Here is a 25181-nt window from a genome sequence, read left to right as displayed (position 1 = left end):
ACCTGTCATTTTTAACCTAATCATTGCCATTTTAGACACGAGACAATACTACAGAAAGTGCTCACAAACGCCACTATGTTGGAGGTATTCCCTTGAGCAAAATAAGGCTAACTCTCTCAGCATATAATGTTTTGCTGGCTCTCATCACCCTGCAATAGTCATTGAAATACATAATCAGCACTATTATTTAGGTCAGGATAATCACCATAAAAATCAGAGATAAAGAGAAGCTTAGAACGTCCCTACTAATTCTGTTCATGGCGTAAAATGGTAACTTTTCTTGCCTATTTTCCGCCAGAATTTGCGCCTTCTTTCTTCTATTAATAATTCTGGTAATAAAATGAAAAAACTCACTATCAAAGTAATTGGTTTTTCTCTTCTTGCAGCTTCACTATCAGGCTGTGTAGGCAGTAACGCCGTCACAGGTAAACTGATGAAGTTTAATGTTGAAGTAGTAGATAACCGTTACGCACGTGCTGGCGTGAACTTTTTGCTTGCCCCTGTTTACGGTATTACGACTGCAGCGGATTACGTGGTTTTCAACTCACTTGAATTTTGGACAGGTAAAAACCCAATTACTGGTGCGCCACATATTTTTGATAGTAAAACCAAGACGCACATTAATGTGAATGACGATCTGAGCCCTGAGTTTAAAGATGCGCCAATTGATCCATTGACCAACAACCGTGAGATTGAATCTGGTGAAATGTATCAAGTTGATGAAAACACAGTTCAAATGCACATTGTTTACGACAATGGGACAACGGCTACACTGACAGGCATCAAAGATGGTGAACAAGTCCGTTATTACATGGATGGAGAGTTGGTCTCTGAAACTTCAATCTCTGCTTTAGAATCTTTTCAAAACAGTTAGAGTCCACTTCAAACTGAGTCAAATCGAACAAGCTCATGCCTCCTATAAAGCATGAGCTTTTATCGTTTTTAGAGCCAAGTTCAGAACAAAATATCACCGCTTTTAATGCACACCTGCTTAACAGTTAACCACATGCATAAAACGCATAACTTACTTCACTTTTTGTCATTTGTTTCATCCTTTAATAGTCACTAAACTTCGCGCTCATTTTTCTACTTGAGCGCACAATGCATGCTTTTTTCTCAATCCATTTTCGCTCAGGTGCTGAGAATGTCCGTCATGTTGGGGCTATCTTTAATCATCGTCCACCACTCTCCTAAGTTACTGGAGATATTGGCGCAGCAAGCGATTAACAGCGGCTGTCACCAAACAACAGGTGATAGCGAGCATCATGATCATTCTCATCACCACCATCATTAATAAGAGCAAACTATGAGTATTTTCCGATTTCCAGTTCTTGTATGGCTTGGAATAGGGATTTTGATTATTTGTCTAGGGATCAGACAATCGTTCGGCATTTTCATGATGCCTATTTCAGACTACTTCCACACTGGCCGCGAGTTCTTCAGCTTTGCCATTGCATTGCAAAACTTGCTGTTTGGCGTCTTTCAGCCATTTGTCGGCATGGCGTCAGATCGTTGGGGGGCAAAGCGTATCATTATTTTAGGTGCCATCTCTTACGCTTTGGGTCTATACCTGACTTCTATAGCAGTTGAACCAACCATGATGTACCTATCGCTTGGTGTTTTAGTCGGCTTTGGTTTGAGTGCGACCAGCTATGTGATCGTGCTAGGTGCGGTTGCCAAAGTTGTCCCTGCACAACACGCAGCAAAAGCATTTGGTTTGACAACGGCGGCTGGCTCATTCGGTATGTTCGCCATGATCCCATGTGCACAGGCATTGTTAAGCGATTTTGGTTGGCAAGGCGCACTACAAGCATTCGCCGTATTGTGTAGCTTTATGGTGATGTTTGCATTGTTCATGAAAACAGCCAAACCAAAAGCCGATACCTCAGCAAATGCACAGGAAGATACTCAAACACTCAAAGATGCATTGAAAGAAGCCTTTTCACATAAAGGTTACTGGCTGATTCATGCGGGCTTCTTCGTATGTGGTTTCCATGTCATGTTCATCGCGACTCACCTACCAAGTTACTTGGCAGATAAAGATCTACCCGCATCAACCGCTGCAATGGCACTGGCGTATGTCGGTATCTTCAATATCTTTGGTTCCTACTTCTGGGGTGTGATGGCAGATCGCTTTAACAAGCGTCATGTTATGTCGGCGTTGTACCTGATGCGCACAGTCGTGATCGGTGCTTTTGTGACTCTACCTGTTACCGAGCACACGGCTGCTATCTTTGGTGGTGCGATTGGCTTCTGTTGGCTAGGCACCGTTCCGCTAACGTCTGGCTTAGTTCGTCAGATATTTGGTGCTCGTTACCTTTCAACCTTGTACGGCTTAGTATTCTTTACTCACCAAGTAGGCAGCTTCTTGGGCGCTTGGGTTGGTGGTCGTATCTATGATTACTATGGTTCATACGATCCTATCTGGTGGTCAACCGTTGTGCTGGCGTTCATCGCAGCACTGATTCACCTGCCTATCAACGACAAGCCCGTACCACGCTTAACTATGGCAACAGCATAATTCTAAAGGCTCTTAATATGATACGTTAAGGGCCTTTTCTTTATGAAGCCATCAATGTTCTCCCTATCTCTTCGATCAATTTCGTTTTTTCATCAACGCATTCTCATCAATGATGGCTTATTTAAGATAAAGTGTATCCATTCATCCTCTGTTAAGATTCGTGTGACATACTTAACACAACGCTATAAATCAAAAAGGGTTTTAAATGAGAACACTCGGCAACATCATCTGGTTTGTATTCGGTGGCGTATTTATGGGTTTGCTATGGTGGTTCTTTGGACTACTGGCATTCATCAGTATCATCGGTATTCCATGGGGACGTGCTTGTTTTGTAATGGGTAATTTCTCGTTCTTCCCATTCGGCAAAGAAGCCGTTTCAAGAGATGAATTGACCAATGAAATGGACATCGGCACGAGCCCACTTGGCGTCATTGGTAATGTGATTTGGTTTGTGTTTGCGGGTATCTGGCTGGCAATCGGTCATGTGCTTTCGGCGGTGGCATGCTTTGTTACCATTATTGGCATTCCGTTTGCGCTTCAACACCTAAAGCTCGCCGTTATCTCTCTTGCTCCGATTGGAAAAACAGTGGTAACGACTGAAGAAGCCGCTATGGCTCGCTACAACATCAATCGTTAATGCTTTAGCCCTCTGAGCAACCCGCTTAGAGGGTTATTCCTGTCAATAGTAAGCCCATGATCGCCACTGCGTATTCAATAATCATTGATTGTATATTCATATCTACACCCTAAAAATTAAAATTAACACCTAGCTCAATGCTGTTGTCTTCACTCACCTTAGTCGAACCAGAAGACACTCGATGTTCACCAAAGGTGTATTTCACGTAAGGTTCCACCCACTTAGGTTTTAGCGTGACTCGCACCTCGTGATTGGTTCGATGTCCTCCCTCCGTCAGCTTTTTATCGTAGTTGTAAGCATAGCCAAGAGTAATTAAATCAACTGGTGCACAACTGATACCAACGGTATTTTTCCATTCACGATTCGTGTTCTCTAATGCAGGGAATGATTTCCCAAGCGCACTCTTTCGCCACTCGTGAGAGCTATTGGCGTAGACCATCCAATCGTCACCCAGAGCGGTTCCGGTAAATAACCCGGCATCATACACATCAAATAAATCTGCACGTCCGTAGCTAACAAAAGCCTCGGTGTAGAACTGTCCAAGCATAATTCCATACCCTGTACCGAGTTCTAAATAGCCTGTCGAGTCAACTTCCGCAGAGATATTCCATTCTTCTGTCGCTTGCAAATAGCCGCTAGCAGTAACAATCCATTCGTCATCCGTATGAGAAACATCCAAACCAAACTCTGGCATCTTATGGTCAGCAGAAAAACACGGAACAGCAAAAACGGCGCACAGCAGTGTCAAAGACTTGTTCATGAGAAAACCTAATAAGAAGAAATAAAAACAAAAAAGGAGCCACTTTATTCAAGCGGCTCCCTGCTACTTACCCTAATACGATTGGTTTACGAACGCTCAACGCGGTCGCGAATCGCTCTTTTAATTTGCTGACGTTGCTCTTGTGACAGAGACTGAACTTTTTGTTTCAGCTCTGCACGCTGTTCTTTGGTTAATTCATTTGCAGGAAGGTTTACCGGACCTTCTATAGGGTTCTCAACATCTGGTTGAATTGGATTTGTTGGGATACCAGCAATCGGGTGCTCAGGCACTGGCTCAATTGGGTTTTCTGGCGTTCGTTCGATTGGGTGTACAGGCCCACCGTCGATCGGATGCTCTGGTACCGGCTCGATTGGATTTGATGGAACACCTGCAATTGGATGCTCTGGCACAGGCTCAATTGGGTTTGACGGAACACCTGCAATTGGATGTTCTGGCACAGGCTCAATTGGGTTTTCTGGCGCTGGTTCGATCGGGTGTACAGGATTTAACTTCACTTCTTCCACCACTAGTCGACCATCCTCTACACTCAAGTGAACAAAACCCTTGTCATTGACAAACACCAATTCGTTATTACGAACTTCAATACTACCGACTACGTTACCTGATGCGTCTTTCACAACCTCACCATCAGTGAAGTACAACTCACCACCCACATTGAATACCGTGTTACCTTCTACACCACGGATTGCGACTGTATTGTATTCACCGTTGTCGCCTTGAATGGCCATTCCATCGAAATGTTCACCTTCGAAGGTTTGCACCGATGCCACACCTGCTGGCTCACTAGGGGAGTCCGAAGAACCTGATGATGAACAACCTGCCAGAAAAGATGCTGCGATAACTGCACTCAGTAATTTAACTTTCATGATTTACTCTCTTAATTTGTCGAAATTCAGGGCTGCCTCTTGCAGAATCAGTGGACTCCCTGCCCGATGAAGAGAAGTATATTGAACAGTGTTTTATGACTCTAATCGCCAAAAAGAAACCCGCACTTAACGGCGGGTTATTAATAAACAAGGGTAGATAGCTTGATAACCGAGGGTTATCATTGTTGGCGATCTCGATCTAGGTGCCCGGTAATAATCTCCGTTACAATATTGCGCAACCAATGCACCATATCATTACGTCGATTCTTATGGTGGTAATAAGCCAGCAGTGATGGCTCGATCACCATGCCTTCGAGCTCAATATCCAGCCTGCGGAGCTTATGCAACTTATCGACATTCACCGTTTTTGATGCTGGAAACACCATATCTGAGTTTGCGACCACATCAATAATTGCAGATGGCAGCTCAGAGCGAAACGCAATTTTAGGCTCTACCCCTTTGATCTTCATGATTTTTTCTGAAAATGAAATATTAGAGTTCCAGTCAGCAGCAATCACGGTAGCAAACTCGAGATGCTGGCAGTCCGACACTCGTAAGCGATCACCTTGCAAAGGATGATCTTTTCGAACATAAGCACAGAACGCATCTTTTACGATTTCTTTCGTCAAGAGTTCTTTGGGGGAGTGGTTGATTTCGTAGTTCACTCCCAGCAGCACTTCATCCTTGATAATTTCATCCATGGTAGAACGCGACCAGTTCAGTAAATGAATTTGCACATTTGGTGCGGCCTGTCTGATTGCTTGGAAAATTTCGCTCGCATAGGAGCTAAGGATAAAAGGGGCTAACGCAATCTTGACCGTCCCGTTCATCTCTAATGGGTTAAAGTCTTTTGAACCATTTAACGTTATCGAAATCTCATCAAGTAACGGCGCTAAGCTTTCCGCTAAATCGTTCGCGTACTCGGTAGCTCGCAAGCCATGATGGGTTTTCACAAATAGCTCATCATCAAAGTGATCACGCAATCTCTGCAATGCTTTACTCACCGCAGGTTGAGACACAAACATCCGGTCTGCCGCACGGCGCATGTTTCGTTCTTGGTGGAGGATGATAAACGTTCTTAATAAATTGAGGTCGAGGTTGGAGAAGAGATCTTTGGCCATAAATTCACGTCGTTGATAACTTAAAGTTATTATTCAGCATAAGAACAGATTTGACGACTTTCCAACCGCAAGGCACCAAATGTTTGCGATCGATACGTCTTAATGACGAAAAAATTACACAGCCTACGATCAAGTTGGCGTTTGAAAAGCGACCTCCCCCTCCATTCGATGCTACCTTTGCTCACTATAAAACGTAGATAACTGCAGCAATCTCACCAACCATAAGCTGCCGTGATACTTTAATTTGCAGAAAATCTTCCTATCTTCATTAACCTCAAAATACCGCTAAACAACAGGCAAAGCTCACTCCTTTTCATAGCCGAAGATCTCGTAACCATGCCTTAACCCATCAATCTTTATCATGGGCAAATCTTGCGTCTTTAGAATCCGGCGACATTCCCGAAATCGTCGTCATGTCCATCGAGATTACTGAATAACACAAATGACCTGGAAACTGATGCTGGGAGCTAACGCACGGCCGCTTTCTGGTTTTCTAAACATCCCGATGTCATCACGCGATCACCCTCTTATTTGTATCGAAAGTGATTTTCACTCTTCTATGTTCATTCACCAAAGTAGATAGGATAAAATTTATGAGTTACAGTTTGTTACAACAAACAAAAGGTCTTTCATTCTTATACCAAAAGTGGTTTCGACGCGTAACAAGGACTCCTATGACTAATAAAAAAGTGCTTATTCTCTATGCACATCCTTCACAGCATCGCTCCGAAGTGAATGCCCCCCTTTTTGATGCCGCTCAACAGATAGACGGCGTGACTTGTGTCGACCTATACGCCGAATACCCTCACTTCAATATCAATATTGACCGTGAACAGCAGCGTTTACGGGATCATGACGTCGTCATTTTTCAGTTTCCACTGTACTGGTATTCAACCCCAGCCATCTTAAAAGAGTGGCAAGATCTGGTCTTAGAGTACGGGTTTGCTTACGGCTCTGAAGGTACAGAACTACAAGGTAAAACACTGCTCTGCGTGCTATCTGCTGGCGGGAAAGAAGAAGCTTATAAAGCTCAAGGGTATAACCATTTCACTATTCGCGAACTGCTTGCTCCAATCGAGCAAATGTCGGCGCTCACTGGAATGCATTACATTGCGCCACTGGCACTGTTCGGCTCCCGCACTGCGCTTGAAGAAAATCGTATCGCTCAACATATTGAACGTTACAAAACGCTGCTCAATGCATTAGTAAAAGACACATTGGATCTTAAAGCAGCAGCTTCACTCATCAAACTCAATAGCGCACTCCCACAACTGATTAAGGAAGCGTCATGACAGGGATATTCTTACAAGCCTTTGTTTACCTAATTGCCGCCGTTGTTGCCGTTCCTCTAGCCAAACGCTTGGGCTTAGGTTCAGTGCTGGGCTATTTGATTGCTGGCGTGGTTATTGGCCCAATCATTGGTCTGGTTGGTGAAGAAACGACGACAATCCAACACTTTGCCGAATTCGGTGTTGTGATGATGCTGTTCCTCGTAGGCTTGGAGCTTGAACCCAAGATGCTCTGGGCGATGCGAAACCGCTTGATGGGGCTCGGCGGCCTACAAGTTGGCGGTACAGCAGCACTGATCATGGCAATTGCACTGTACTTTGAACAACCATGGACCATCGCACTCGCGATCGGCTTAATTTTTGCGTTGTCATCCACTGCTATTGTTCTGCAAACCTTTAACGAGAAAGGGCTAACCAAGACCGAAGGCGGTCAAAATGCGTTCTCGGTACTGCTTTTTCAAGATATCGCGGTTATTCCAATGCTGGCATTTATTCCGCTATTAGCACTGCCGGAACTCGTAGAGCAGGCGCAATCTGCAGCTCAATCGGCGGCTGAACATCATGAAGAGCTCAGCCTAGTCGCAGGTCTTCCTGGTTGGGCGTACGGTCTTGTGATCACCGCTTCTATTGCCATAGTGGTGGTTGGTGGACACTTCCTAAGTCGTCCGCTGTTCCGCTACGTTGCGAGCTCTGGATTGCGAGAAATCTTTACCGCCACCGCATTAATGCTGGTGATCGGCATTGCGGCCTTAATGAGCTTAGTTGGCCTATCCCCTGCTTTAGGCACTTTCTTGGCAGGTGTTATGCTGGCGAACAGTGAATTCCGCCACGAATTGGAATCCAACATTGAGCCATTTAAAGGCCTATTGCTTGGTCTGTTCTTTATCACCGTAGGTGCAGGCATCGACTTCTCAGTACTGTTCAGCGACTTTGGTTTGATCATCGGTCTGACACTCGGGGTAATGGCTCTGAAAGCGGTAATTCTGTTTGTCATCGCCCTAATCTTTCGTATTAAAGGCAGCAACCGTTGGTTATTTACACTGAGCTTGGCACAAGCGGGTGAATTTGGCTTTGTATTACTGAGCTTCTCAGTGCAAAACCATGTAATACCATTTGAGCTTTCACAGACTCTGGCGCTGGTTGTTGCGATTTCAATGTTCCTAACACCGGGATTATTCATCCTGTTCGATAAAGTCATACTTCCTCGCTTTGAGAGTGAATCGAACGATCGCGAAAGTGATACGATTGAAGAACAAGGCACCGTGATCATTGCTGGTATAGGCCGCTTTGGTCAGATCGTAAACCGCTTATTAGTATCCAATGGCGTGGAAACGGTTGTTCTTGACCACCAAGCAAGCCAAATCGATAACATGCGTCAAATCGGCACACGAGCTTACTTTGGCGACGCGACTCGTCCCGATATGCTGCACACGGCGGGTATTGAACACGCTTCAGCACTTGTGGTGGCGATTGATAACCAAGAGGCCAGCGTTGGATTGGTGAAACACGTGAAGCATAGCTATCCGAATGTGACCATCATTGCACGTGCATTCGACCGTGGTCATGGTTATCTGCTGCGCCAAGCTGGAGCCGACATCATTGAGTCGGAGACTTACCATTCTGCATTAGAGATTGGTGGGCATGCAATGAAAGCCATTGGCATACACCCTTTCTACACTGAGCAACAGAAATCAACGTATCGACGCGTCGAATGCCGTAAGTCTGACATGCTGTATGAAGCATGGGCCGATGACTCTGAGGGAGAACGTTATGATAACAACTTCCGTCAGCTGTTTATTCACCTTGAAGAGAGAATGGCTGAAGAGATGCAGAAAGATCGTCATGACAAACTTTCTCGCTCAGAACGTGGTTGGACACCGCCACCAAAAGGGTATGCGGATGACTTCAACGAAGAAAACGTTCAAGAGCTGAACCCTTGCAAAGAACAGCCTCAATAAAAACAAAAACCTCCCACGCTGGGAGGTTTTTTTAATGCGAGAAAGGGAAAATAAACACCTACATCAGATCACTCATCAAAGTCTCGTATTCCTCGTTCGCTTCATCAACAAGGTGAGATAGCTCTAACGCATCTGTCTTGGCAAGGTTAAATTGCCATGGAACCGTGTCTTCTTTACCGCAAATTCGAGTTTGAGCACCGCGACTTTCAAAAGAAAGGTCTTCAAACTCGTGATATGTCGCTCTTGTAGTTCGACGATTTCGACTTCCAATTTCCCTACTGGATTGACTTCAACGTGCGCGTGTAAATCTGGACTATTCGATAAACAATACTCTCGATGGACTGCAATCATGACTGCCTCCTTGGTCTGCCAACTGACAACTCATCAAACAGTGTAGACGAGAGAGTTAGAACGTGGAGTGAAATAATGATGAAGATTGATCCTGAATAAAAATGCAGCAGGTTTAATTTCTATCACCTCTGTTTTTCATTCAGCTCTAACCCTCAGTTTTCACATGAAATCACTTCTTCGATACGATCTTCAATTTCCTTTATCGCTAATGTCACTGACATCGGCACATGTGCATGGTAAGGATGCAACACGTAAATCGGGTTCGCTTTCGATGCTTTCGCATCAGGCACAGGTTCAAGAAGTGGATTCGAGTCCAGCATAAAATCTGGCAGGATCCCAAAGCCTAGTCCCATTTCTAGAAGGCTCGCCACATCGAACACGGTGTTTGCACGATGCTTTACTGAGTATTTCACTAGGTGATCTTGCCCATTCAGAGCGAAGTTATGGGTAATCGGTTCTATCTGCCAGTGTTGAGCGATATAAGAAGCACTTTCAATATCAGTATGCATCTCTTTAGATCGACATAATACATCACAAAACTGCCCTACTTTACGTTGTTTAATGTTCGAATCACCAGACGCTCCAACTCTCACTGCAAGATCAATATCCTGCTGAACAATATCAACATGCTTGTCGTCGCTGACTAAATTTAAATGCACATCAGGGTACTGTGCAAAAGCCTCCGTTAGAGCAGGCAATACTATAGAACGCATCAACGCATTTGGCGCGGTAACGGTAAGAGTGCCCATTGGGACTTGCTTTAACTCTGCCGCTTCTAACCACGCCTCTTCCGCCTGTTTTGTCATCTGCGCACATTGTTTATAAAAGCGTTCGCCCGCAGAGGTCAACGTTTGTCTCCTCGTCGTACGCTTGAGTAAACACGTATCTAGCTCTTGCTCGAGCTGCTTAAGGGCAGAGCTGAGCACCGACTTGGAGAGTTCCAACTTCTCTGCTGCTTTCGAGATTGAGCCACACTCCACAATATGAACGAACAGAGACATTAACCGCAGCTTATTCATCGCCTTCCTTATTGTTCTATTTAACAGAACACTTATTTCTTATTTGTTTGTTTTTCAGTTTTAATTCTAACCCTATGATTGCCACATAAACAAACACCAATCACAGGAAATTCAGAATGACTCAATCAGCTTTAGAACGTGGTAAAACCGCTAGCGCAGCTTGGAAAACAGCTTTTAACAATCAAGATGCAGCAGGTTGTGCAGCGCAGTACACTGAAGATTGCATCATGGTAGCGAAACCATTTGGCACATTTGAAGGACGCGAAGCGATCCAAGGTTTTTGGCAACACATCATGGACCAAGGTTTTAACAGTGTCGATTACACCAACACTAAGTGGGAAAAAGACAGCGAAAATGGCTACATTCTTACGTCAGATTGGACGATGAACAAAGCGTTCGGCGTGGTACACAAAGAACTGTGGGAAGTTCAAGAAGATGGCCAGTCTCGTCTTACTTACGATGAATTTGAAGTGCTTGGCGAGCGATAAGCATTAAGCGATAGCAATAAAAAATCCCCAAGTCAGACTTGGGGATTTTTTTAAGCGAGCTTACTTATTCAGTTTTACTTCGATTAAGCAAAGATAAAGGTGTACAAGTAACCGGCACCCATTGCCATGCTTAGGATGACAAATAGGAAGGCTGCAATCATTTGGTTCTTAAAGATTGATTTCAATAAAATCACTTCTGTAAGACTTGCGCCTGCGCTACCAATGATAAGTGCCATTACTGACCCCAATGCCATGCCTTTTTGCACTAAAGCAGCACTTAGTGGAATCACAGCCTCTGCACGGATGTACAACGGAATACCAATAATTGCAGCGACTGGAATCGCGTACCACTTGCCTTCACCTGCGTATTCCGCAATGAGGTCAGTTGGGATGAAGCCATAGATGAATGAACCAATCGCAATACCCATCATCAGGTAAGGGAACACTTGTTTAAAGTCTTTCCAAGTAGAGTGCCAAATACGAACCCAACGGTTTGGCTTCTTCTCTTCAACCATCGTTGCTGTCGCAGAACCATCTGATGAACAGCAAGACACTTCCACTTTAGGCTCAGCTTTTGGTGCGTCACCACAACAAGATGTTTTTGCTGCAACTGGTGCAGGTTCACCACAAGCGCTGGTGCCACAGCTAGATGCCGGTTTCGCTTCCTCTTTTTTCTTGCTTGAATCACCGCAAGATGTACCACATGAAGAGGTGCCTGCTGCTTCGTACGCTTCTGGCTTTACGTAGCGCTCAAACCCCAGCTTTTCAAGTACATAACCTGCAACTACAGACACTGTCATCGCAATAGCAAAGTAGAATACCGCGACTTTCCAACCAAAGGTCACCACAAACAAGCCAATGATCACTGGGTTAAGCAGTGGACTTGCAAATAAGAACACCATCATAGGTCCGAAACCTGCTCTTGCACGCAATAGACCTTTCAAGAAAGGAATCGTCGAACAAGAACAGAAAGGCGTAATCGAACCTAATAGCGCAGCAATGAAGTAGCCTTTACCCTTTTTCGAGCTCAGGATCGATTGAATTTTTTCTGGCGTTAGAAAATCTTGCAACACACCCACAATGTAACTAATCGCTAGGAATAGGATGATAAGTTCGGTTGCAAGAAACGCAAACATATCAAGCGCTTCTTTAGCCATGGTCATGATTTCTGGATTCATATTTTATCTCCTACTGATGTCGCATCAGTAACCGTAAATGTCCTAATGAAGCTGAATTCTTCATTTCTATTTTTCTCGAATTATAGAATTAAAAACCAATGCGTCAACCATTATATTTCGATAAATATCGAAATATAATTTTAACCCTTACTAATCAATGAATTAGGCATTGAAATTTTCTTGTTTGCTATTCATCTACACTTTCACTATCATCGAAATGTATTTATCGTCAGTCATTCCAAGAGGTCAGTATGGAACTCGAAGCTGTAGCAAAAGCGCTCAAAGAGCTAGGACACCCTACCCGTTTATGTATCTATAAAGAGGTGGTTAAAGCGGGCTATGAAGGTATCGCTGTTGGTGGCGTACAAGACAAACTCGGCATTCCTGCCTCTACTCTTTCTCATCACATCTCGAGCCTCGCCTCAGCCGGCTTGATCAGTCAGCGCCGTGAAGGTCGCACTTTGTATTGTGTCGCTGAGTATGAATGCTTAGATACGGTGATTGGCTTCCTACGCGACGAGTGTTGCATCAATGAAAACTGCTAACCTTGAATCGATCTGGAGCGAATACGAACACGCTATTCATGCTTTCTTACGCTCTAAAGTCAGTAATGAAGATGACGTAGACGACTTAAAACAAGAGATCTTACTCAAGACATATCAGAATCTTGGGGACATTCGCGACGTATCAAGCGTGAAATCATGGCTATTCCAAATCGCCAATAACGCCATCATCGATTTCTACCGTAAACGTGCACGAAATCAGCGTGATAATGACCTCGTCGCTGATGATCTTTGGTTTGAAGAACAAGAAGCGAGCCTTAAACAAGAACTGTCAAAGTGCATTGCGCCGTTTGTGCAGGCGCTACCAGAAGAGCAATCGCAACTCCTGTCTTCTATTGAACTTGAAGGCATGAGCCAGAAGAAGCTAGCGGAACAACAAGGCATCAGTTATTCGACTCTCAAATCACGTGTTCAGAAAGGACGTGTAGAATTGAAAAAGCTGTTTGAAGAATGTTGTAGCTTCTCATTCGACAAGCAAGGCCGAATGACAGATTGTAATCAAAACGGTTCTTCATGCGATAAGTGCTAGCCTCACGGCAAACACCCATCTCGTAATAAATACCAATAGTCTGGCGGCTTTCTTTGGCGCCGCCCGTCTATGAACTCCCTCACAGCTTTACCCCTCCGTTAGTTATCTCATTTGCTATCTTACTGAATAGTAAGCTTTACTTCTTTTGCTTTAAGGAAGAAGGAATCCCGTATTTATGATCTCACTAAGAGAGCTCACCAAAGAAAACTACCTAGACTGTATTCGTCTCAATCTGCATCCTGACCAGGAAGAAAATCTTGCCTCCAACGCGATTACGATTGCTCAATCACGCTTTGAGACCGACTACCGGTTGAAAGTGATTTATGAGCAAGAGACGGTTATCGGTTTAATTGCGTTTTGCCATGAAGACGAACCACTCGATTACTCCATTTACTGGCTATTTCGTTTTATGATCGATAAAGATCATCAAAACAAAGGCTATGGAAAGCAAGTACTAAGCTTACTTGTAGAAGAGGTGAAGCAACTTGGCGGTAAAACCCTACTCACAATGCACAAACCAACCAATCAGCAAGCGGGAAAGCTATATCGTGCGTTCGGGTTTCATGAAGATGGCGTGCTTGATGATGGTGATATTTCATTAAGGTTGGGGCTTAATTAATCTAGTACGGCCCCGCTAGATAAGCTTTCAGGTATTAAGCCTGCTTATCAAACCACCCGGTCACCAATGCCACCAGCTTTTGATGCACAGGGCTTAACGTGTTACCTCGTTTAAGTAACACGTCCCCTGCACGACCTTCATTCGCCATAAAATCGATGTTTAATGGCACAAATTCGCCTTTTTCATCGTGAGCTTGCACTAAATGATGAGGAAGCAAGGCAAAACCATCGTTTTTCAGTAATCGCATCAAGACATCAATGTTACTGATTCGAGAAATATTCGGTGACATCACCTGCTGGTTACCAAGCGCGCTGGTACTGAAGTTCTCTGCAATATACTGGTGATTTGACGCGAGATCTTGCAAAGTCACAACGGTTCTCTGTGCTATTGGGCTATGCTTGTGAGCGTAAAAGGTAAACTTCGGATAGCCCAAATTAATGAACGACATCCCTTCGGTTGGAAACGCTTGTCCTCGGTTAAGTACCACCGCAAAGTCCGCTTGCTTCGACATTAGCATCTCTAACGCTTCATCACGGCTTCGATGCAACCAATGAATCGCAGTGTTCCTATATTGCTTGCGCAGAGACAGGTCGTGACAAATCGTTATCTCCGGAATATCCCCTTGAGAGTAGCTATCACAAGAAAGCTCTAAAGACTGCATTTGGTAAAGAATGTGCTTGGCTTGAGTAAGTAACGTCGCCCCTACTTCCGTCAAGACTGGCGTTCTTCCTTTGCGTTCAAATAAGGTCACATCCCAATCAATTTCTAGATCGCTGACTTGATGGTGAAGCGTCGCTCGGTCTTTCCCGACAACTCTCGCGGCTTGGCTGAATGAGCCATGCTCAGCAACAGCAACAAATGCGGTTAGTTGGTCAAAACTGGCTCTAGGCATTGGAAGATCCTCAAACAATAAACCCGTTTATCTTAGCTCAACCGATACTCTTTTGTTGCAAGATTTGCAACATAACTGAGATTACATGGTGAATACTACACGTAATAATGACCTCGTATTGAAACGTTATGAGGGCAATTCAATGAAAGGTTTTAGCAAAAAAGTACTTCTAGCAGCATCAGTCGCGATGGCAGTCAGCAGCATTTCTACCGCAGCCAATGCATGTTCACGTTTGGTTTGGGAGACTCAAGACCACGGTGTATTTGTCTCTCGTACCATGGATTGGATGGAAGCCAATCAGCCAACCATTGATGTTCGTCACGCAGGCCAAACCTACCGTGGATACGATAAAGCCGATGCGCTTACGTGGACATCGAAATACGCTTCTATCGGTGTAAGTATTTACGGAGTTGGCATTATTGATGGCTTTAACGAGAAAGGCTTTGCGGCGAATGCCCTGTTCTTGGATGAAGAAAACCCAGGCGCACCTCAAGCTGGCAAACAACAAATCGAAAACTCGCGCTTTGTCGCCTATTTGATTGATAGCTTCGCGTCCGTTGATGAGGCGTTGAAAAACTTGGATTCGATCCAAATACAGCAGTTCAGCCACAATGGTATCGAAATGAAGGGACATTACTCATTAGAAGACGCAAGTGGTGACTCTGCTGTGTTGGAATACATCGACGGCGCTTGGCAAGTTCATCACGGCAAACAATATGACGTGATGACTAACAGCCCAGAGTACGCGCAACATTTGAAAAACTGGCAAGAAGCGCAACCAAAAGCGAAGAGTGATGTGAATGGTGAATTCCCGATCCCGGGTAACATTAATTCTGCTCAACGCTTTATCTGGAACAGCTACATGAAGGATCAGCTTAAAGAGCCTAGCAGCTACACCAATGGCATTGCGAAACTGGATAGTGTGACCTACAAAATCCCTTTGGATGCGGCAAACCGTCCAGTGAATGGCGAAATGCGTGGCTACGCAACCATCTATGGTTTGGTGTACAACCTTGACCAAAAAGTAATGAACGTACGTTACCAGTATGACGACAGCTACACGCAGTACTCAGTGGACTTTAACAAGTTAAATGACGGTCATAACTACACGATCAAAGCCGACTTACCGGATCTGTTTGGTGACACTTCATCTCGCTTAGAAAAAGCCGATGGTGTGATGGGTCAGCACTTAGCGAAATAGCCTAAACGGCAGAAATTGAAGGTATTTGGGCAATAGCGCCTATCAAAATAGCGCCGATGTACTCGGCGCTTTTCAACACTTGCACTTTATCACCCAGAGCAACGTTATCTCTCCACAAGCAACATTGCTGATTTGGCGGCGACTTTGATCTCCTCACCACACGGCACATCTTCGCCAGTCATCATATCTACCAGCGCATTAGTGACACTAAGCTTAAGTGACTGTGGTCGTGATGACTTGTTCATCACTAAAATGCCCTTCTCACCACGCTGAAGAACTAACATATCGTCGTTACCTTCTAAAACGGCCATTGGCTCGCCATGCACCCTATTATGGAACGCGACCATTTTAGCCATGCGAGCGTCTTTCCACGCATTCTGCCATCTTGGCTTCCCATCAGCGCCCTTGATGCCACTGGTATCTAAATCCGTGTAAACAAGCGGAACACCACCGTCACGCCCTAAGATATAGGCATACGCGAGCCACTCGTTTTCTTCATCCATGATTAAATCCAAAAACACATCATTATTTGGAATGTCATGAGTAATGGCGAAAGTAATGGCTCGACGGTTAGACAACGCTTGACCAAAACAGTAAGGGTCAATTAAAGACTTAAAACTGCCTTTCTTCGAGAAAGCCTTAAAGATGGTTGAAAACAGCGGAAAATCGTAGGCTCCTAGGCGTGTCTCTTTCAAATACGGCTCTAAGAAGATTTCATACTCTTCTTCTGTCGCACCGCCATCGGTAATGATCTCACCAAAGATATGCACGTCTCGTGTTATCTCTTCTGTCCACACTTGTTTTAGGTGCTCTAATGTCATGTGCTTCGCTGCGTCTATACGAAAGCCCTTCACGCCCATTAACTTAAGCGCCTTCAAGTAAGCTTTTTGTTGCTCAACAACATGGTGACAAACACGCAAGGTCGGCAAGCCTGGATCTGTCGGACCTCCAGTGATTCGTCCATTCTGGACTTCCCATTTGTCTTTCCAATCTGTGATTCCAAAGGCCTCAACAAAGTCATTTTCATCAAATAGCGGCTCAGATAAGTCACCAAATAGAACCAGACCTTGATACTTATCCGCATGTTGCTGATAGTCGTCCATCACAGCTTGGCGCGGGTACTGTAAATCCGAACGGAGATGTGCTTCGTTTGCCATGTGGTTAAATACGACGTCGGCGTAAACCAATACACCTACATGGTCGAGCGCTTCCACCATGTTTTTAAAATCTGTGGTATTACCGAGCGCATTGTCGATAACACGATAATCTTGAGGTTGGTAACGCTGCCACCAGCGTTCATCTTGTGCGCTTTTCATGGGCGGAGAAACCAATACCGAGCCATAACCTAGCTCGCTGATCTCCGCTGCGCGTTGGGCAATGTCAGCATACTTCCAATCAAAAGCGTGCAAGATAACATTTGCACCTGTTGATTGTGTTTCCTGTAAGCCACTCATGTTTCTCTCCTCGTCGCGTCCGCTCACCCATTGTTACTCGAATTCATCGTGAGCGAATCCAATAGCCAAAATTATAAGAACTATTAGCGAACCGCCCTCACCCCTTTTGTATTTCTACTAGGGGGAAAAACAAGGCGTAGCTCATCCCCCGTAAAGGGTTAACAAGCCTTATTTGCGCCCAAACTATCATCAAGCCTATAAGGAACCAAAGGTAAGCTATTGTTTTATAAAAGACTTAGCAAAAACCTCACCTTTTAACTTCTCACCTCACTCATACTCCTAAGCGCAAGAACAACATGAAAATAGAGAGTCCACTCGATATGTAACAAATATTTAAGTGAGATAAAGTGCCGATTACATCACAGTTGGTGCCGTTAAAGATGACTAGGAAAGTCGACAAAAACGCTTATAAAAGACAAGATCTGAGTACGAATGAAGAGCTGTAGATACAAAAATAGCGCGATAAACGCGCTATTTTTTAAGTGCGGTATAGCACCTTCACAACGTGCCAACCGAATTTGGTTTTGACTAGGTGTGGCGTTAGAACCTCACCTGAAAAACAAACTTTATCGAACTGTGGCACCATCTGACCGCGGCGAAACTCACCTAGGTCGCCACCACGTTTACCAGATGGGCAAGTCGAGTATTTCTTTGCCAATGTCTGGAATTTAGCACCTTTTTTAAGCTGCTGGATGATGTCTTCAGCTTGTTCTTTATGCTTTACAAGAATGTGTAAAGCGGCTGCTGTATTTGCCATGTGTCTGTCTCTCACTGTTCGGGTGGCGCAAGTTTACCGAATCGCTTCAATATCGCAATAACTTCTCTGATTCCGTCCATATCTTCTTCTTTTTATGATCAACGCCATCTCGCAATTTGATGAAAACTTGGCCGTTACCCAATTCAATTTCACTTTTAATTTGCTCTATTTCCTAAAAAGCTCACTTTTCCATGCTCTACGGTTGAAGCTGTCGCCTTATAAGATTAGATTAAATGCATAAATCAGTGATATTGATAAGGTTATTTTCATGGCAAAAGTCGCAAGTAAAGCGAACCAATCTCAAGGCATGTTGGTGTTTAAACTCACCCTGCAACAGAACTTCGCAATTGGCACACTTAAAGTCCGTGAGATTGTTCCTTACATGCCAACAACCAAGATTCCATATTCTCATCACCATGTGATTGGAACGGTCACGATCCGTGATTTGACGGTGCCAGTGATTGATATGGCTGCCGCCATTGGATTTCGCCCAATTCAGCAAGAGGAATACCAAAACTGCTACTTGATTGTAACGGATTGCTTGCGCACTGTTGTGGCTTTCATGGTTCGGAGTATTGAGAAAATCATTGAATGTGATTGGAAAACCATTGAAACACCACCATCAAGCGCCGGTCACAATATCTTTGTCACGGGCATTACTCGCTATGAAGAAAAAATCGTCCAAATGTTGGACGTGGAGCTTCTTCTCTCGAAGATCTACCCTCAATATGAAAACATCAAGATTCCGATGCTGACGGACATCGAACGTGAACGTCTGAAAGCCCTTAACATCCTTTTGGTGGACGATTCCTCGATTGCGCGTAAACAATTAAGCGATGCATTAGACCGCATCAACATCCCTTACCAGATTTGTAAGAACGGTACCGATGCGCTCGACTTAATGAAACGAGATGCCGAAGCCAACCGCCCTATTGATCTTCTGGTGAGCGATATTGAAATGCCAGGATTGGACGGTTACGAACTTGCGTTTGAAGTTCAAAATGATTCCGCGTTGAACAACTCTTACCGCATTCTTCACACCTCACTCTCTAGCAAGATTTGTGTCGACCGAGCACACCAAGTAGGCGCCCATGAAGCATTGGAAAAATTCAATGCAGGCGAATTGATTGAGGCGATGCTGCGCGGTGCAAAAGAGCTCGAAGCAAAAGCGATGGCTTCTTAGTCATATCTAATAGGTTTGCTTTATCTGGTACACATCAATGACTTTTTCAGCGGTGAACAAACTCGTGATACTCGCTACCGAACACGAAAACAGTGCAACAAAGACGAACATCTTGATGTGACTATTGAGTAATAACCCTCCGCCGAAGAAATACAGTCCTACCGCGATAACCGCTAGCATAATCAATGCGGGGCGACACAACAGTTCCATTGCAAGGGAGAAAAAGTAAACCTCCTCCCTTTTCGCAATCGAATACCAGTTGTAGAAAACAATAGAAGCTGTAGCCCCCACCGCTAACGCTATAGCAATCATGACACTAGAAACACCCTGCCCTGCAAACAGCACGAACCCGACTCTGATAGACAATAGCGCGCAAAACAGCCATATCAATAAAGGCCCCCCAACAACTAAACCCATCGTTTCTTTCCTCTGAATCAATTTTAATCGTTATTCAAACAAAGGCATAAAGATGGGTAAAGGTACTCACAGCACTCGAATGAGAACTCTGCGACGGCTAGCTTAAAGTCATTAAATTCAGACTATTAGGTGATATTTATATCTACTTACTTGGCATTGTGTAGCTGCGAGACACAAACTCGGTTTCTTCGACTTGATAAATGTGGTTGATGTAAGACGCCAGACTATAGAGCACATTCGCAAGCAGGTTTGAATAACGGAACAAAATCGAGTCCGGTTGCTTCTTGCCTGAATGCTCAACCGCAACCAATGTACGAACCACCTTCTTCGCTTGGCAGCGGCATAGATGTAGTTGACTGGACGTTGGGTGACCACCAGGAAGCACAAACCCTTTAAAACCGCCGTCGATACGAGCCTTGATGGCATCATAGTCGGCTTTTAGCTCATCGACTTCCGCTTCTGTAATCGCGAGCTTTCCGCGAATAGAGCCATTCAAATGGTATACGTTTGGCTGCATTCGAGTCAGTATGTCGCGGCTAAAGTCATCCAACTCCATCGACAGGACAAGTCCAATACGACTGCACAGTTCATCTGCGGTAATCTCAAAATCACAGACCGGACTGTCTTCATAGATGAATGGGTAACAAATCTCGCCAAGTTCCTTACTTACTGGTCTCATGCTCTTTCTCTGTGCTTTGGTCCTAATAAAAAAGGGAGTCAGTATAACCTAACTCCCTTTCGGCAATCACATCCGTTTAGACGATCATAAGTTAGAAAATCGGCTTATGCGTTTTCGATTTTCTTGTGACCTTCTTGAAGGTGAACGAAATCAACCAGATCATCGCCTGATACTTGGTAAGCTTGACCAAAGCCTTTCACGAACAGACCTTGTTCTGCTTTTAGGTTGAACAGTACAAAGTCTTCCAGTTGGCTCAGGCCATCGATGATTTCGCCAAAACGATCTTTCATTTGACCAACCACTTGTTGCCACATCTCAGTATCACGCTCAACAACCGTTGCAACAGCATCAAACGTTAGACGCTTACGGGCGAACAACTGCTTCGACGAATCTTCGTCTTCAATCATCATCAAAGATACATTCGGATTCTCTAGTAGGTTACGTGCGTGACGAGCGATCTGAGAAATAAGAACGAAGTAACCTTCCTGGTTTTGAACGTACGGCGCGTAGCTGACATTTGGACGACCTTCCGCATCAACAGTTGCCAATTGAACGGTACGACGCTCCTGACGAAACTCTTTAATTTCTGGTCCTAGACGACCTTGTAAACGCTCTTGTTTAACTTGCTGATCCATTTTGATACCTAACTTTACTTGTATGTTATTCCGAGTTTTAACCCAGTTATTCTTTAATAAAACGACACTGCTCTAACGGGTTCGCGCTAAATGCAGTGTCATGTTGATACGAGACTACTTCTTCAGCTCTGCTTGCATTGAACGAAATGCCGTGACTTGCTCTTCAATCAGTTCACGTTTTTCGTTACGGCCTAGATAAATCTTGAAGATATTGCTGCCGCATTCAGAGAAGAAGCCAAAGTAGTGGCTCTCACGCCCCATAAACGGTTTACTTACTAGAGCAATGTTTTTCACGTTATCCAGTTTTAGGTGGCCATGAAGTTCACCTTCTTTACCCATAAGGTTGTAGTAACCACGAGCAACTTTACCTTTCGGGAACGGCGCTTTTACTTCAAAGATAGAACCAAAAGAATGAACGATAGTTGTTACTGGGCCAAAACCAACAAGACCTTCTAAGATGCTTTGTGCTTGCTCGCCTGGTGCTACTGCAACCATCTCTTGAGGAAGTGCAGCTACCACGTCAAACTCTGTTACACCAAGGCGCTCAGCCATTGCTGCTGGAAGTAGTTGCGGCTCTTGTTCTAGTAGGGCTTCGACCTGTTGCTTAATTGATTCCATTGTTTTTTCCATTTCTTTCAGATTAATTATTAGATACTTTTGGTACGTTTTCGTTCATTTCAGAAGTCAGTACCTGAATACACGCTTGAGCCAAAGACACAGCCCAGAAGCTACCTGCTAATGTCAGTACTAAACTGCGCTCTTGTAGCTCAACTAAGCCCTTGTCATGCCAGACTTTGAATAACGGCATTAGGAAGCTGAAAGTGTCTTCGTCCATAAATGCTGGGAGTTTGCTTGCTTGAACAATGCCTCGGTCAAAGCCAGACTTCAGCGCTGCGAATAGCGGCTCAAGTGGGCTTTGCTTCATCATCATTGCGACAGTGCTTTGCCCTTCATTTACAGCTTTAACGTAAGTGTCTAGCGTGCGGTGCTGCATCATGCCGTAACCACCTATGTTACCGCCCGCACCACAACCGACAGGCAATACTTCTGCATAGGTCTTCGCTAAGCTGTTGTATAAGCTGCGTTCACGGTTATCGATCGCCCAGTGGTTCACGCTAAGCTGTTTCATGTGGTGCTTAGCCATGAATTTCACGCCCAGTTCGTACATGCCCGCTTTTTCTGGCGTAGTGGCAGGTGGTGGAATCTTGCCCTTCTCTACTAGGTTCAGCATTGGGGCTGTTCCGCCAACAACCAGTTGGTATAGATCCAAACCGTGCGCGCCAGTGGACATAAAGTCGTTTAAGTCTTGTTCGAGCACTTCCTTGGTTTGGTAAGGCAAGCCATAAAGCAGGTCGATGATGACAGGAACTTTGTCCTCTTTGGCAAGTTCACTGACACGATTCAGTACATCTTCACGATCATCCAGACGCTTAGCACTGCGACGCACTTGGGTATTGAAACTTTGCACACCAAAGGAGAAGCGGTTAAAGCCACCGTCTAACGCACCCTGATATAACTCGTCAGTAAAGCGATTAATGCGTCCTTCAAGGGTAATTTCGCAGTCCGCAGCCAAAGGGAAATAGTCGTGAATAGTCTGGCCAAGAATACGAATCTGCTCAGGAGATAAATCGGTTGGCGTGCCACCACCAATATAAACCGCATGGAAGATGCCACTTTGTGTCCAAGGCATTGCCGCCTTCTCTCTCAACTCTTTCATCAGAGCATCAAAGTACTCATCGACTAACTTACGGCTGGCAGCATTTTGGAAGAAGTTACAGAAAGTACAACGTACACGGCAGAACGGCACATGAATATACAGACAGCGTTTGTTGTTCTTTGCTGCTTCTGAAGTGATCCGCGACAGAATGTCACCTTGTTGCGGCTGTGGTACGGGTATGCTGCTACCACCCGCGTGCGCAGAGTGTTTTTTCACAAACGCAAAACGCAGCGGATCGGGGCTATCACTTCCAAGAATTGATTCGTCAAATTTATAAATCTCGACGCTCATATTTACTCACTTAAAGCCCACCACACAAAGGTTTGAGGCTCATTTCAAAAAAACTGCAAAGATCATAATTTGCACGTAATGATAATGCAATTGATAATTGATCTTATTTCCTTTTCGCGTAATAATCTTCCCACTTGATAATGATTCCTACTACCGAGATTTACCCGTGAACGTAAAAAGATATGCCATTGCCGGAGGTGCCTCTCTCGTGGTGCACGCTGCGCTTCTTTTTGTCTCCCAAGAGACAAAGGTGTTTGCAATGCCAGCAGGTAATCCTACTAGCTCGGTAAGCCTTAATTTAGTCTCGGCTCCCAAACCAGTCCAAGCAGAACCGACACCACAAGAAGTGGTAGAAGAAAAGCAACCAGAGCCACAAAAAAAAACCTCAACCAAAGCCAGAGCCTAAGCCGGTTAAAAAAGTCGTAGAAAAGCCGGTCGTAAAGAAAGAAGCAGTTAAAAAGAAACCGGTTGAAACGAAACCTAAACCAGTTAAAAAACCTCAACCACCAAAGCCAGTTGCGAAAAAAGATCCGCAACCCAAAGAAAAAGTGACTGAAAAAGCCGTGCAGGAACCAGTTCAACAGCAACAAGCGGCACCTGCGAATCAATCAAAAGGGGCCAGCGCACAGCCCGTCATGATTGATCAACCGGCTTTTGTCTCCCAACCAGTTCAGCCACGTTACCCACGTTCAGCTCGCAAACGCGGTATTGAGGGGGTCGCTCTCTATGAGGTGTGGCTAGATGCAAACGGCAACCAGATTAAACAAGTGCTAATTGAATCTTCAGGCGCACAGATGCTTGATGTTTCTGCACTACGAGCCATCAAACAATGGCAATTCTCTCCTCATATTTCTGGTGGGCAAAAAGTTGCTCACCGAGTTCAAATCCCAGTTCGTTTTAAGTTGGATGGATAATGGAACAGCTACAACATTTACAAACCCAATTTGGTCTTATGACTTGGCCTTTAATGATTTGCTCTGCACTTACAGTCATGATCATTGCGGAAAGACTCTTTCAAGTATTCATTAGCTTAGGCGTGGGGAAGCGTGCAATTCGTCAAAAGCTGACCAATCTTGATCCAACCAACAACAAAGATATTGAAGCGCTAGCGGACGAGCTTTCAGGCAAACGCCCTCTACTCTATCGCGGTGTCGCTATGTTGCTCGCTCACCACTCTTTTTCTAAGTCATTACGTGAGGATGCCGCTGGCATTTGGCTTCAAGAAAAGCGTCATCAGTTGCACTCAGGCCTTCGCCTACTGACGTTGATTGGCGTGATCAGCCCTCTGATTGGTCTGTTAGGAACAGTACTTGGCCTAATCGACATGTTTAAAGGCATTGCCTCTTCCACAGGCAACATCACACCAAACGATTTGGCTGATGGTCTAGGCCTTGCGATGCGCACGACAGCAGCAGGTTTGATCATTGCATTACCTGCCATTTCTGGCGCGCAACTTATTGGCCTTTGGGCTGATCGCGTGATCGCTAAGCTTGAGCATACGCTCAACTATGTGAACCTTTGGCTTGAAGGCATTTCTCTGCAGCACGTATCTCCAGAAAACCACAAAGAAGTCGCTACTGTAGCAAATCATGTTGAAGCGAGAAGCTCATGATTAAGGCTCCGCAAGACAATCACAGTCATGGTTTAACGCCAGACTTAACCCCGCTGCTCGATATCATTTTCATCGTGATGGTGTTTTTGATGCTCACTGCGGCGGTGAAGTTAGACTCCCTCGACGTGAACCTACCCAGTACCGACTCCCAAGCGGTAGCTGAAGTGGACAAAGAATCGATTACGGTAAACATCCTGAAAGAAGAACCGCATTGGGCAATCAACGGTAAGGCGTACATCAATTGGGAAAACTTTACGCTGGCCCTATTAGAAGAGAGTAAATCAACCGACAAACCTATCGTGATTGGCGCGGAAAAAACCGCCGATATTCAATCGCTGGTTAAGCTTCTTGGCTTTTTACAAGAAAACGGAATTCAAGCGACTCAACTACTCACTGAAGAGTCGCAATAGAAGAACACAAGAT

27 protein-coding genes and 2 pseudogenes are annotated in these 25181 nt (G+C 44.8%); 15 read left to right on the top strand and 14 right to left on the bottom strand.

The genetic code is table 11. The annotated features are described in order from the left end of the window. The first annotated feature begins 340 nt into the window (after positions 1 to 340). From KHO06_RS19710 to KHO06_RS19695, 4 genes are all read left to right on the top strand, one after another. Positions 341 to 874 carry a DUF3332 family protein gene (locus KHO06_RS19710; protein WP_043883597.1) on the top strand — a complete coding sequence of 178 codons (534 nt, stop codon included), beginning with the start codon at positions 341 to 343 and terminating at the stop codon, positions 872 to 874. 270 nt (positions 875 to 1144) lie between these two features. Then, positions 1145 to 1294 carry a hypothetical protein gene (locus tag KHO06_RS19705; RefSeq protein ID WP_005433538.1) on the top strand — a complete coding sequence of 50 codons (150 nt, stop codon included), beginning with the start codon at positions 1145 to 1147 and terminating at the stop codon, positions 1292 to 1294. Positions 1295 to 1306: 12 nt separating this feature from the next. Next, positions 1307 to 2521: an MFS transporter gene (locus tag KHO06_RS19700; RefSeq protein ID WP_212583204.1), complete on the top strand. Its 1215-nt coding sequence runs from the start codon at positions 1307 to 1309 to the stop codon at positions 2519 to 2521. A 205-nt stretch (positions 2522 to 2726) separates the two neighbouring features. Beyond that, the gene (locus tag KHO06_RS19695; RefSeq protein ID WP_005433505.1) at positions 2727 to 3158 is read left to right on the top strand and encodes a YccF domain-containing protein; all 432 of its coding nucleotides are present in this window, start codon (positions 2727 to 2729) and stop codon (positions 3156 to 3158) included. A gap of 109 nt (positions 3159 to 3267) precedes the next feature. Here KHO06_RS19695 and KHO06_RS19690 read toward each other — a convergent pair whose 3' ends face one another. The 3 genes from KHO06_RS19690 to KHO06_RS19680 all read right to left on the bottom strand — a co-directional run bounded on the left by KHO06_RS19690 (position 3268) and on the right by KHO06_RS19680 (position 5926). After that, positions 3268 to 3918: a hypothetical protein gene (locus tag KHO06_RS19690; protein ID WP_212583203.1), complete on the bottom strand. Its 651-nt coding sequence runs from the start codon at positions 3916 to 3918 to the stop codon at positions 3268 to 3270. A gap of 86 nt (positions 3919 to 4004) precedes the next feature. After that, entirely contained in the window at positions 4005 to 4805 is an 801-nt protein-coding gene (locus KHO06_RS19685; protein ID WP_212583202.1) for a zona pellucida protein alpha, read from the bottom strand. A 179-nt stretch (positions 4806 to 4984) separates the two neighbouring features. Next, entirely contained in the window at positions 4985 to 5926 is a 942-nt protein-coding gene (locus KHO06_RS19680; protein WP_005433519.1) for a LysR family transcriptional regulator, read from the bottom strand. A 674-nt stretch (positions 5927 to 6600) separates the two neighbouring features. Here KHO06_RS19680 and KHO06_RS19675 point away from each other — a divergent pair. Together KHO06_RS19675 and KHO06_RS19670 are read left to right on the top strand one after the other, a co-directional pair. Then, the gene (locus KHO06_RS19675) at positions 6601 to 7218 is read left to right on the top strand and encodes an NAD(P)H-dependent oxidoreductase (protein ID WP_038889085.1); all 618 of its coding nucleotides are present in this window, start codon (positions 6601 to 6603) and stop codon (positions 7216 to 7218) included. Continuing rightward, on the top strand, positions 7215 to 9173 hold the full coding sequence (locus KHO06_RS19670; protein ID WP_212583201.1) for a monovalent cation:proton antiporter-2 (CPA2) family protein: 1959 nt from the start codon (positions 7215 to 7217) through the stop codon (positions 9171 to 9173). The genes KHO06_RS19675 and KHO06_RS19670 overlap by 4 nt, the downstream gene beginning before the upstream one ends. 58 nt (positions 9174 to 9231) lie before the next feature. Here KHO06_RS19670 and KHO06_RS19665 read toward each other — a convergent pair. Continuing rightward, positions 9232 to 9524: pseudogene (locus tag KHO06_RS19665) on the bottom strand (hypothetical protein). A gap of 152 nt (positions 9525 to 9676) precedes the next feature. Beyond that, complete coding sequence (locus KHO06_RS19660; protein ID WP_212583200.1) at positions 9677 to 10543, bottom strand: LysR family transcriptional regulator; 867 nt, start codon at positions 10541 to 10543, stop codon at positions 9677 to 9679. A gap of 116 nt (positions 10544 to 10659) precedes the next feature. Here KHO06_RS19660 and KHO06_RS19655 point away from each other — a divergent pair, with 116 nt between their 5' ends. Continuing rightward, a complete protein-coding gene (locus tag KHO06_RS19655) occupies positions 10660 to 11031 on the top strand; it encodes a nuclear transport factor 2 family protein (RefSeq protein WP_005433527.1) in 372 nt (123 codons plus the stop codon). Positions 11032 to 11114: 83 nt separating this feature from the next. On the opposite strand, the gene KHO06_RS19650 is transcribed toward KHO06_RS19655, so the two are convergent. Continuing rightward, complete coding sequence (locus KHO06_RS19650; protein WP_077201919.1) at positions 11115 to 12209, bottom strand: permease; 1095 nt, start codon at positions 12207 to 12209, stop codon at positions 11115 to 11117. A 251-nt stretch (positions 12210 to 12460) separates the two neighbouring features. Here KHO06_RS19650 and KHO06_RS19645 point away from each other — a divergent pair, with 251 nt between their 5' ends. From KHO06_RS19645 to KHO06_RS19635, 3 genes are all read left to right on the top strand, one after another. Continuing rightward, positions 12461 to 12754, top strand: coding sequence for a metalloregulator ArsR/SmtB family transcription factor (locus tag KHO06_RS19645; protein WP_005433559.1), 294 nt, complete (start codon positions 12461 to 12463; stop codon positions 12752 to 12754). After that, the gene (gene sigZ / locus KHO06_RS19640; protein ID WP_005433506.1) at positions 12741 to 13301 is read left to right on the top strand and encodes an RNA polymerase sigma factor SigZ; all 561 of its coding nucleotides are present in this window, start codon (positions 12741 to 12743) and stop codon (positions 13299 to 13301) included. The genes KHO06_RS19645 and sigZ overlap by 14 nt, the downstream gene beginning before the upstream one ends. Positions 13302 to 13476: 175 nt before the next feature. Further along, positions 13477 to 13920, top strand: a complete 444-nt coding sequence (locus KHO06_RS19635; protein WP_212583199.1) for a GNAT family N-acetyltransferase — start codon at positions 13477 to 13479, stop codon at positions 13918 to 13920. A gap of 34 nt (positions 13921 to 13954) precedes the next feature. Here the strand turns inward: KHO06_RS19635 and KHO06_RS19630 are convergent, their stop codons facing one another. Next, on the bottom strand, positions 13955 to 14812 hold the full coding sequence (locus tag KHO06_RS19630; RefSeq protein WP_212583198.1) for a LysR family transcriptional regulator: 858 nt from the start codon (positions 14810 to 14812) through the stop codon (positions 13955 to 13957). Positions 14813 to 14897: 85 nt separating this feature from the next. Between KHO06_RS19630 and KHO06_RS19625 the strand changes: the two genes are divergently transcribed. After that, positions 14898 to 16013 (top strand): linear amide C-N hydrolase, encoded by a 1116-nt coding sequence (locus KHO06_RS19625; protein WP_212583197.1) that lies wholly within the window; start codon positions 14898 to 14900, stop codon positions 16011 to 16013. Between the two features lie 104 nt (positions 16014 to 16117). Here KHO06_RS19625 and KHO06_RS19620 read toward each other — a convergent pair whose 3' ends face one another. Both KHO06_RS19620 and ppiC read right to left on the bottom strand, forming a co-directional pair. Beyond that, positions 16118 to 17467 carry an alpha-amylase family protein gene (locus tag KHO06_RS19620; protein WP_045370624.1) on the bottom strand — a complete coding sequence of 450 codons (1350 nt, stop codon included), beginning with the start codon at positions 17465 to 17467 and terminating at the stop codon, positions 16118 to 16120. A gap of 478 nt (positions 17468 to 17945) precedes the next feature. Next, positions 17946 to 18239 carry a peptidylprolyl isomerase PpiC gene (ppiC, locus tag KHO06_RS19615; protein ID WP_223976268.1) on the bottom strand — a complete coding sequence of 98 codons (294 nt, stop codon included), beginning with the start codon at positions 18237 to 18239 and terminating at the stop codon, positions 17946 to 17948. 253 nt (positions 18240 to 18492) lie between these two features. Here ppiC and KHO06_RS19610 point away from each other — a divergent pair, with 253 nt between their 5' ends. After that, positions 18493 to 19407 (top strand): chemotaxis protein, encoded by a 915-nt coding sequence (locus tag KHO06_RS19610; RefSeq protein ID WP_212583196.1) that lies wholly within the window; start codon positions 18493 to 18495, stop codon positions 19405 to 19407. A 6-nt stretch (positions 19408 to 19413) separates the two neighbouring features. Here the strand turns inward: KHO06_RS19610 and KHO06_RS19605 are convergent, their stop codons facing one another. The 5 genes from KHO06_RS19605 to hutW form a co-directional block, all read right to left on the bottom strand. Then, positions 19414 to 19824 (bottom strand): hypothetical protein, encoded by a 411-nt coding sequence (locus tag KHO06_RS19605; protein WP_212583195.1) that lies wholly within the window; start codon positions 19822 to 19824, stop codon positions 19414 to 19416. Positions 19825 to 19966: 142 nt separating this feature from the next. Continuing rightward, a complete protein-coding gene (locus KHO06_RS19600; protein WP_212583194.1) occupies positions 19967 to 20503 on the bottom strand; it encodes an ATP:cob(I)alamin adenosyltransferase in 537 nt (178 codons plus the stop codon). Positions 20504 to 20607: 104 nt separating this feature from the next. Next, positions 20608 to 21138: a heme utilization protein HutZ gene (gene hutZ, locus KHO06_RS19595; RefSeq protein ID WP_045396131.1), complete on the bottom strand. Its 531-nt coding sequence runs from the start codon at positions 21136 to 21138 to the stop codon at positions 20608 to 20610. A gap of 114 nt (positions 21139 to 21252) precedes the next feature. Beyond that, entirely contained in the window at positions 21253 to 21756 is a 504-nt protein-coding gene (gene hutX / locus KHO06_RS19590) for a heme utilization cystosolic carrier protein HutX (protein ID WP_045382201.1), read from the bottom strand. Positions 21757 to 21778: 22 nt separating this feature from the next. Continuing rightward, positions 21779 to 23146 carry a heme anaerobic degradation radical SAM methyltransferase ChuW/HutW gene (hutW, locus tag KHO06_RS19585; RefSeq protein WP_212583193.1) on the bottom strand — a complete coding sequence of 456 codons (1368 nt, stop codon included), beginning with the start codon at positions 23144 to 23146 and terminating at the stop codon, positions 21779 to 21781. A 166-nt stretch (positions 23147 to 23312) separates the two neighbouring features. Here hutW and KHO06_RS19580 point away from each other — a divergent pair. The 3 genes and pseudogenes from KHO06_RS19580 to KHO06_RS19570 all read left to right on the top strand — a co-directional run bounded on the left by KHO06_RS19580 (position 23313) and on the right by KHO06_RS19570 (position 25168). Further along, a pseudogene (locus KHO06_RS19580) lies at positions 23313 to 24060 on the top strand (energy transducer TonB). Then, on the top strand, positions 24060 to 24758 hold the full coding sequence (locus KHO06_RS19575) for a MotA/TolQ/ExbB proton channel family protein (RefSeq protein ID WP_122020774.1): 699 nt from the start codon (positions 24060 to 24062) through the stop codon (positions 24756 to 24758). Before KHO06_RS19580 ends, KHO06_RS19575 begins: the two are co-directional and overlap by 1 nt. After that, positions 24755 to 25168 (top strand): biopolymer transporter ExbD, encoded by a 414-nt coding sequence (locus tag KHO06_RS19570; RefSeq protein WP_005433575.1) that lies wholly within the window; start codon positions 24755 to 24757, stop codon positions 25166 to 25168. The genes KHO06_RS19575 and KHO06_RS19570 overlap by 4 nt, the downstream gene beginning before the upstream one ends. Positions 25169 to 25181 lie beyond the last annotated feature (13 nt).

It is taken from the genome of Vibrio sp. B1FIG11, from assembly GCF_905175335.1.
GTDB classification, from domain to species: Bacteria; Pseudomonadota; Gammaproteobacteria; order Enterobacterales; family Vibrionaceae; genus Vibrio; species Vibrio campbellii.
Note: the sequence above shows the minus strand (reverse complement) of the source record. Positions and strands in the feature narration are given on the sequence as shown.

Excerpts from the sequence above, each read along its gene's own strand:
- KHO06_RS19710 (WP_043883597.1), top strand. The coding sequence starts at position 341 with ATGAAAAAACTCACTATCAAAGTAATTGGTTTTTCTCTTCTTGCAGCT.
- KHO06_RS19695 (WP_005433505.1), top strand. The coding sequence starts at position 2,727 with ATGAGAACACTCGGCAACATCATCTGGTTTGTATTCGGTGGCGTATTT.
- KHO06_RS19610 (WP_212583196.1), top strand. The coding sequence starts at position 18,493 with ATGGCAAAAGTCGCAAGTAAAGCGAACCAATCTCAAGGCATGTTGGTG.
- KHO06_RS19570 (WP_005433575.1), top strand. The coding sequence starts at position 24,755 with ATGATTAAGGCTCCGCAAGACAATCACAGTCATGGTTTAACGCCAGAC.
- KHO06_RS19605 (WP_212583195.1), bottom strand. The coding sequence starts at position 19,824 with ATGGGTTTAGTTGTTGGGGGGCCTTTATTGATATGGCTGTTTTGCGCG.
- KHO06_RS19675 (WP_038889085.1), top strand. The coding sequence starts at position 6,601 with ATGACTAATAAAAAAGTGCTTATTCTCTATGCACATCCTTCACAGCAT.
- KHO06_RS19680 (WP_005433519.1), bottom strand. The coding sequence starts at position 5,926 with ATGGCCAAAGATCTCTTCTCCAACCTCGACCTCAATTTATTAAGAACG.
- KHO06_RS19700 (WP_212583204.1), top strand. The coding sequence starts at position 1,307 with ATGAGTATTTTCCGATTTCCAGTTCTTGTATGGCTTGGAATAGGGATT.
- KHO06_RS19670 (WP_212583201.1), top strand. The coding sequence starts at position 7,215 with ATGACAGGGATATTCTTACAAGCCTTTGTTTACCTAATTGCCGCCGTT.
- KHO06_RS19650 (WP_077201919.1), bottom strand. The coding sequence starts at position 12,209 with ATGAATCCAGAAATCATGACCATGGCTAAAGAAGCGCTTGATATGTTT.
- KHO06_RS19685 (WP_212583202.1), bottom strand. The coding sequence starts at position 4,805 with ATGAAAGTTAAATTACTGAGTGCAGTTATCGCAGCATCTTTTCTGGCA.
- KHO06_RS19660 (WP_212583200.1), bottom strand. The coding sequence starts at position 10,543 with ATGAATAAGCTGCGGTTAATGTCTCTGTTCGTTCATATTGTGGAGTGT.
- KHO06_RS19625 (WP_212583197.1), top strand. The coding sequence starts at position 14,898 with ATGGTGAATACTACACGTAATAATGACCTCGTATTGAAACGTTATGAG.
- KHO06_RS19635 (WP_212583199.1), top strand. The coding sequence starts at position 13,477 with ATGATCTCACTAAGAGAGCTCACCAAAGAAAACTACCTAGACTGTATT.
- KHO06_RS19705 (WP_005433538.1), top strand. The coding sequence starts at position 1,145 with ATGTCCGTCATGTTGGGGCTATCTTTAATCATCGTCCACCACTCTCCT.
- hutX (WP_045382201.1), bottom strand. The coding sequence starts at position 21,756 with ATGGAATCAATTAAGCAACAGGTCGAAGCCCTACTAGAACAAGAGCCG.
- KHO06_RS19630 (WP_212583198.1), bottom strand. The coding sequence starts at position 14,812 with ATGCCTAGAGCCAGTTTTGACCAACTAACCGCATTTGTTGCTGTTGCT.
- KHO06_RS19600 (WP_212583194.1), bottom strand. The coding sequence starts at position 20,503 with ATGAGACCAGTAAGTAAGGAACTTGGCGAGATTTGTTACCCATTCATC.
- KHO06_RS19620 (WP_045370624.1), bottom strand. The coding sequence starts at position 17,467 with ATGAGTGGCTTACAGGAAACACAATCAACAGGTGCAAATGTTATCTTG.
- KHO06_RS19690 (WP_212583203.1), bottom strand. The coding sequence starts at position 3,918 with ATGAACAAGTCTTTGACACTGCTGTGCGCCGTTTTTGCTGTTCCGTGT.
- KHO06_RS19655 (WP_005433527.1), top strand. The coding sequence starts at position 10,660 with ATGACTCAATCAGCTTTAGAACGTGGTAAAACCGCTAGCGCAGCTTGG.
- hutW (WP_212583193.1), bottom strand. The coding sequence starts at position 23,146 with ATGAGCGTCGAGATTTATAAATTTGACGAATCAATTCTTGGAAGTGAT.
- KHO06_RS19645 (WP_005433559.1), top strand. The coding sequence starts at position 12,461 with ATGGAACTCGAAGCTGTAGCAAAAGCGCTCAAAGAGCTAGGACACCCT.
- sigZ (WP_005433506.1), top strand. The coding sequence starts at position 12,741 with ATGAAAACTGCTAACCTTGAATCGATCTGGAGCGAATACGAACACGCT.
- KHO06_RS19575 (WP_122020774.1), top strand. The coding sequence starts at position 24,060 with ATGGAACAGCTACAACATTTACAAACCCAATTTGGTCTTATGACTTGG.
- hutZ (WP_045396131.1), bottom strand. The coding sequence starts at position 21,138 with ATGGATCAGCAAGTTAAACAAGAGCGTTTACAAGGTCGTCTAGGACCA.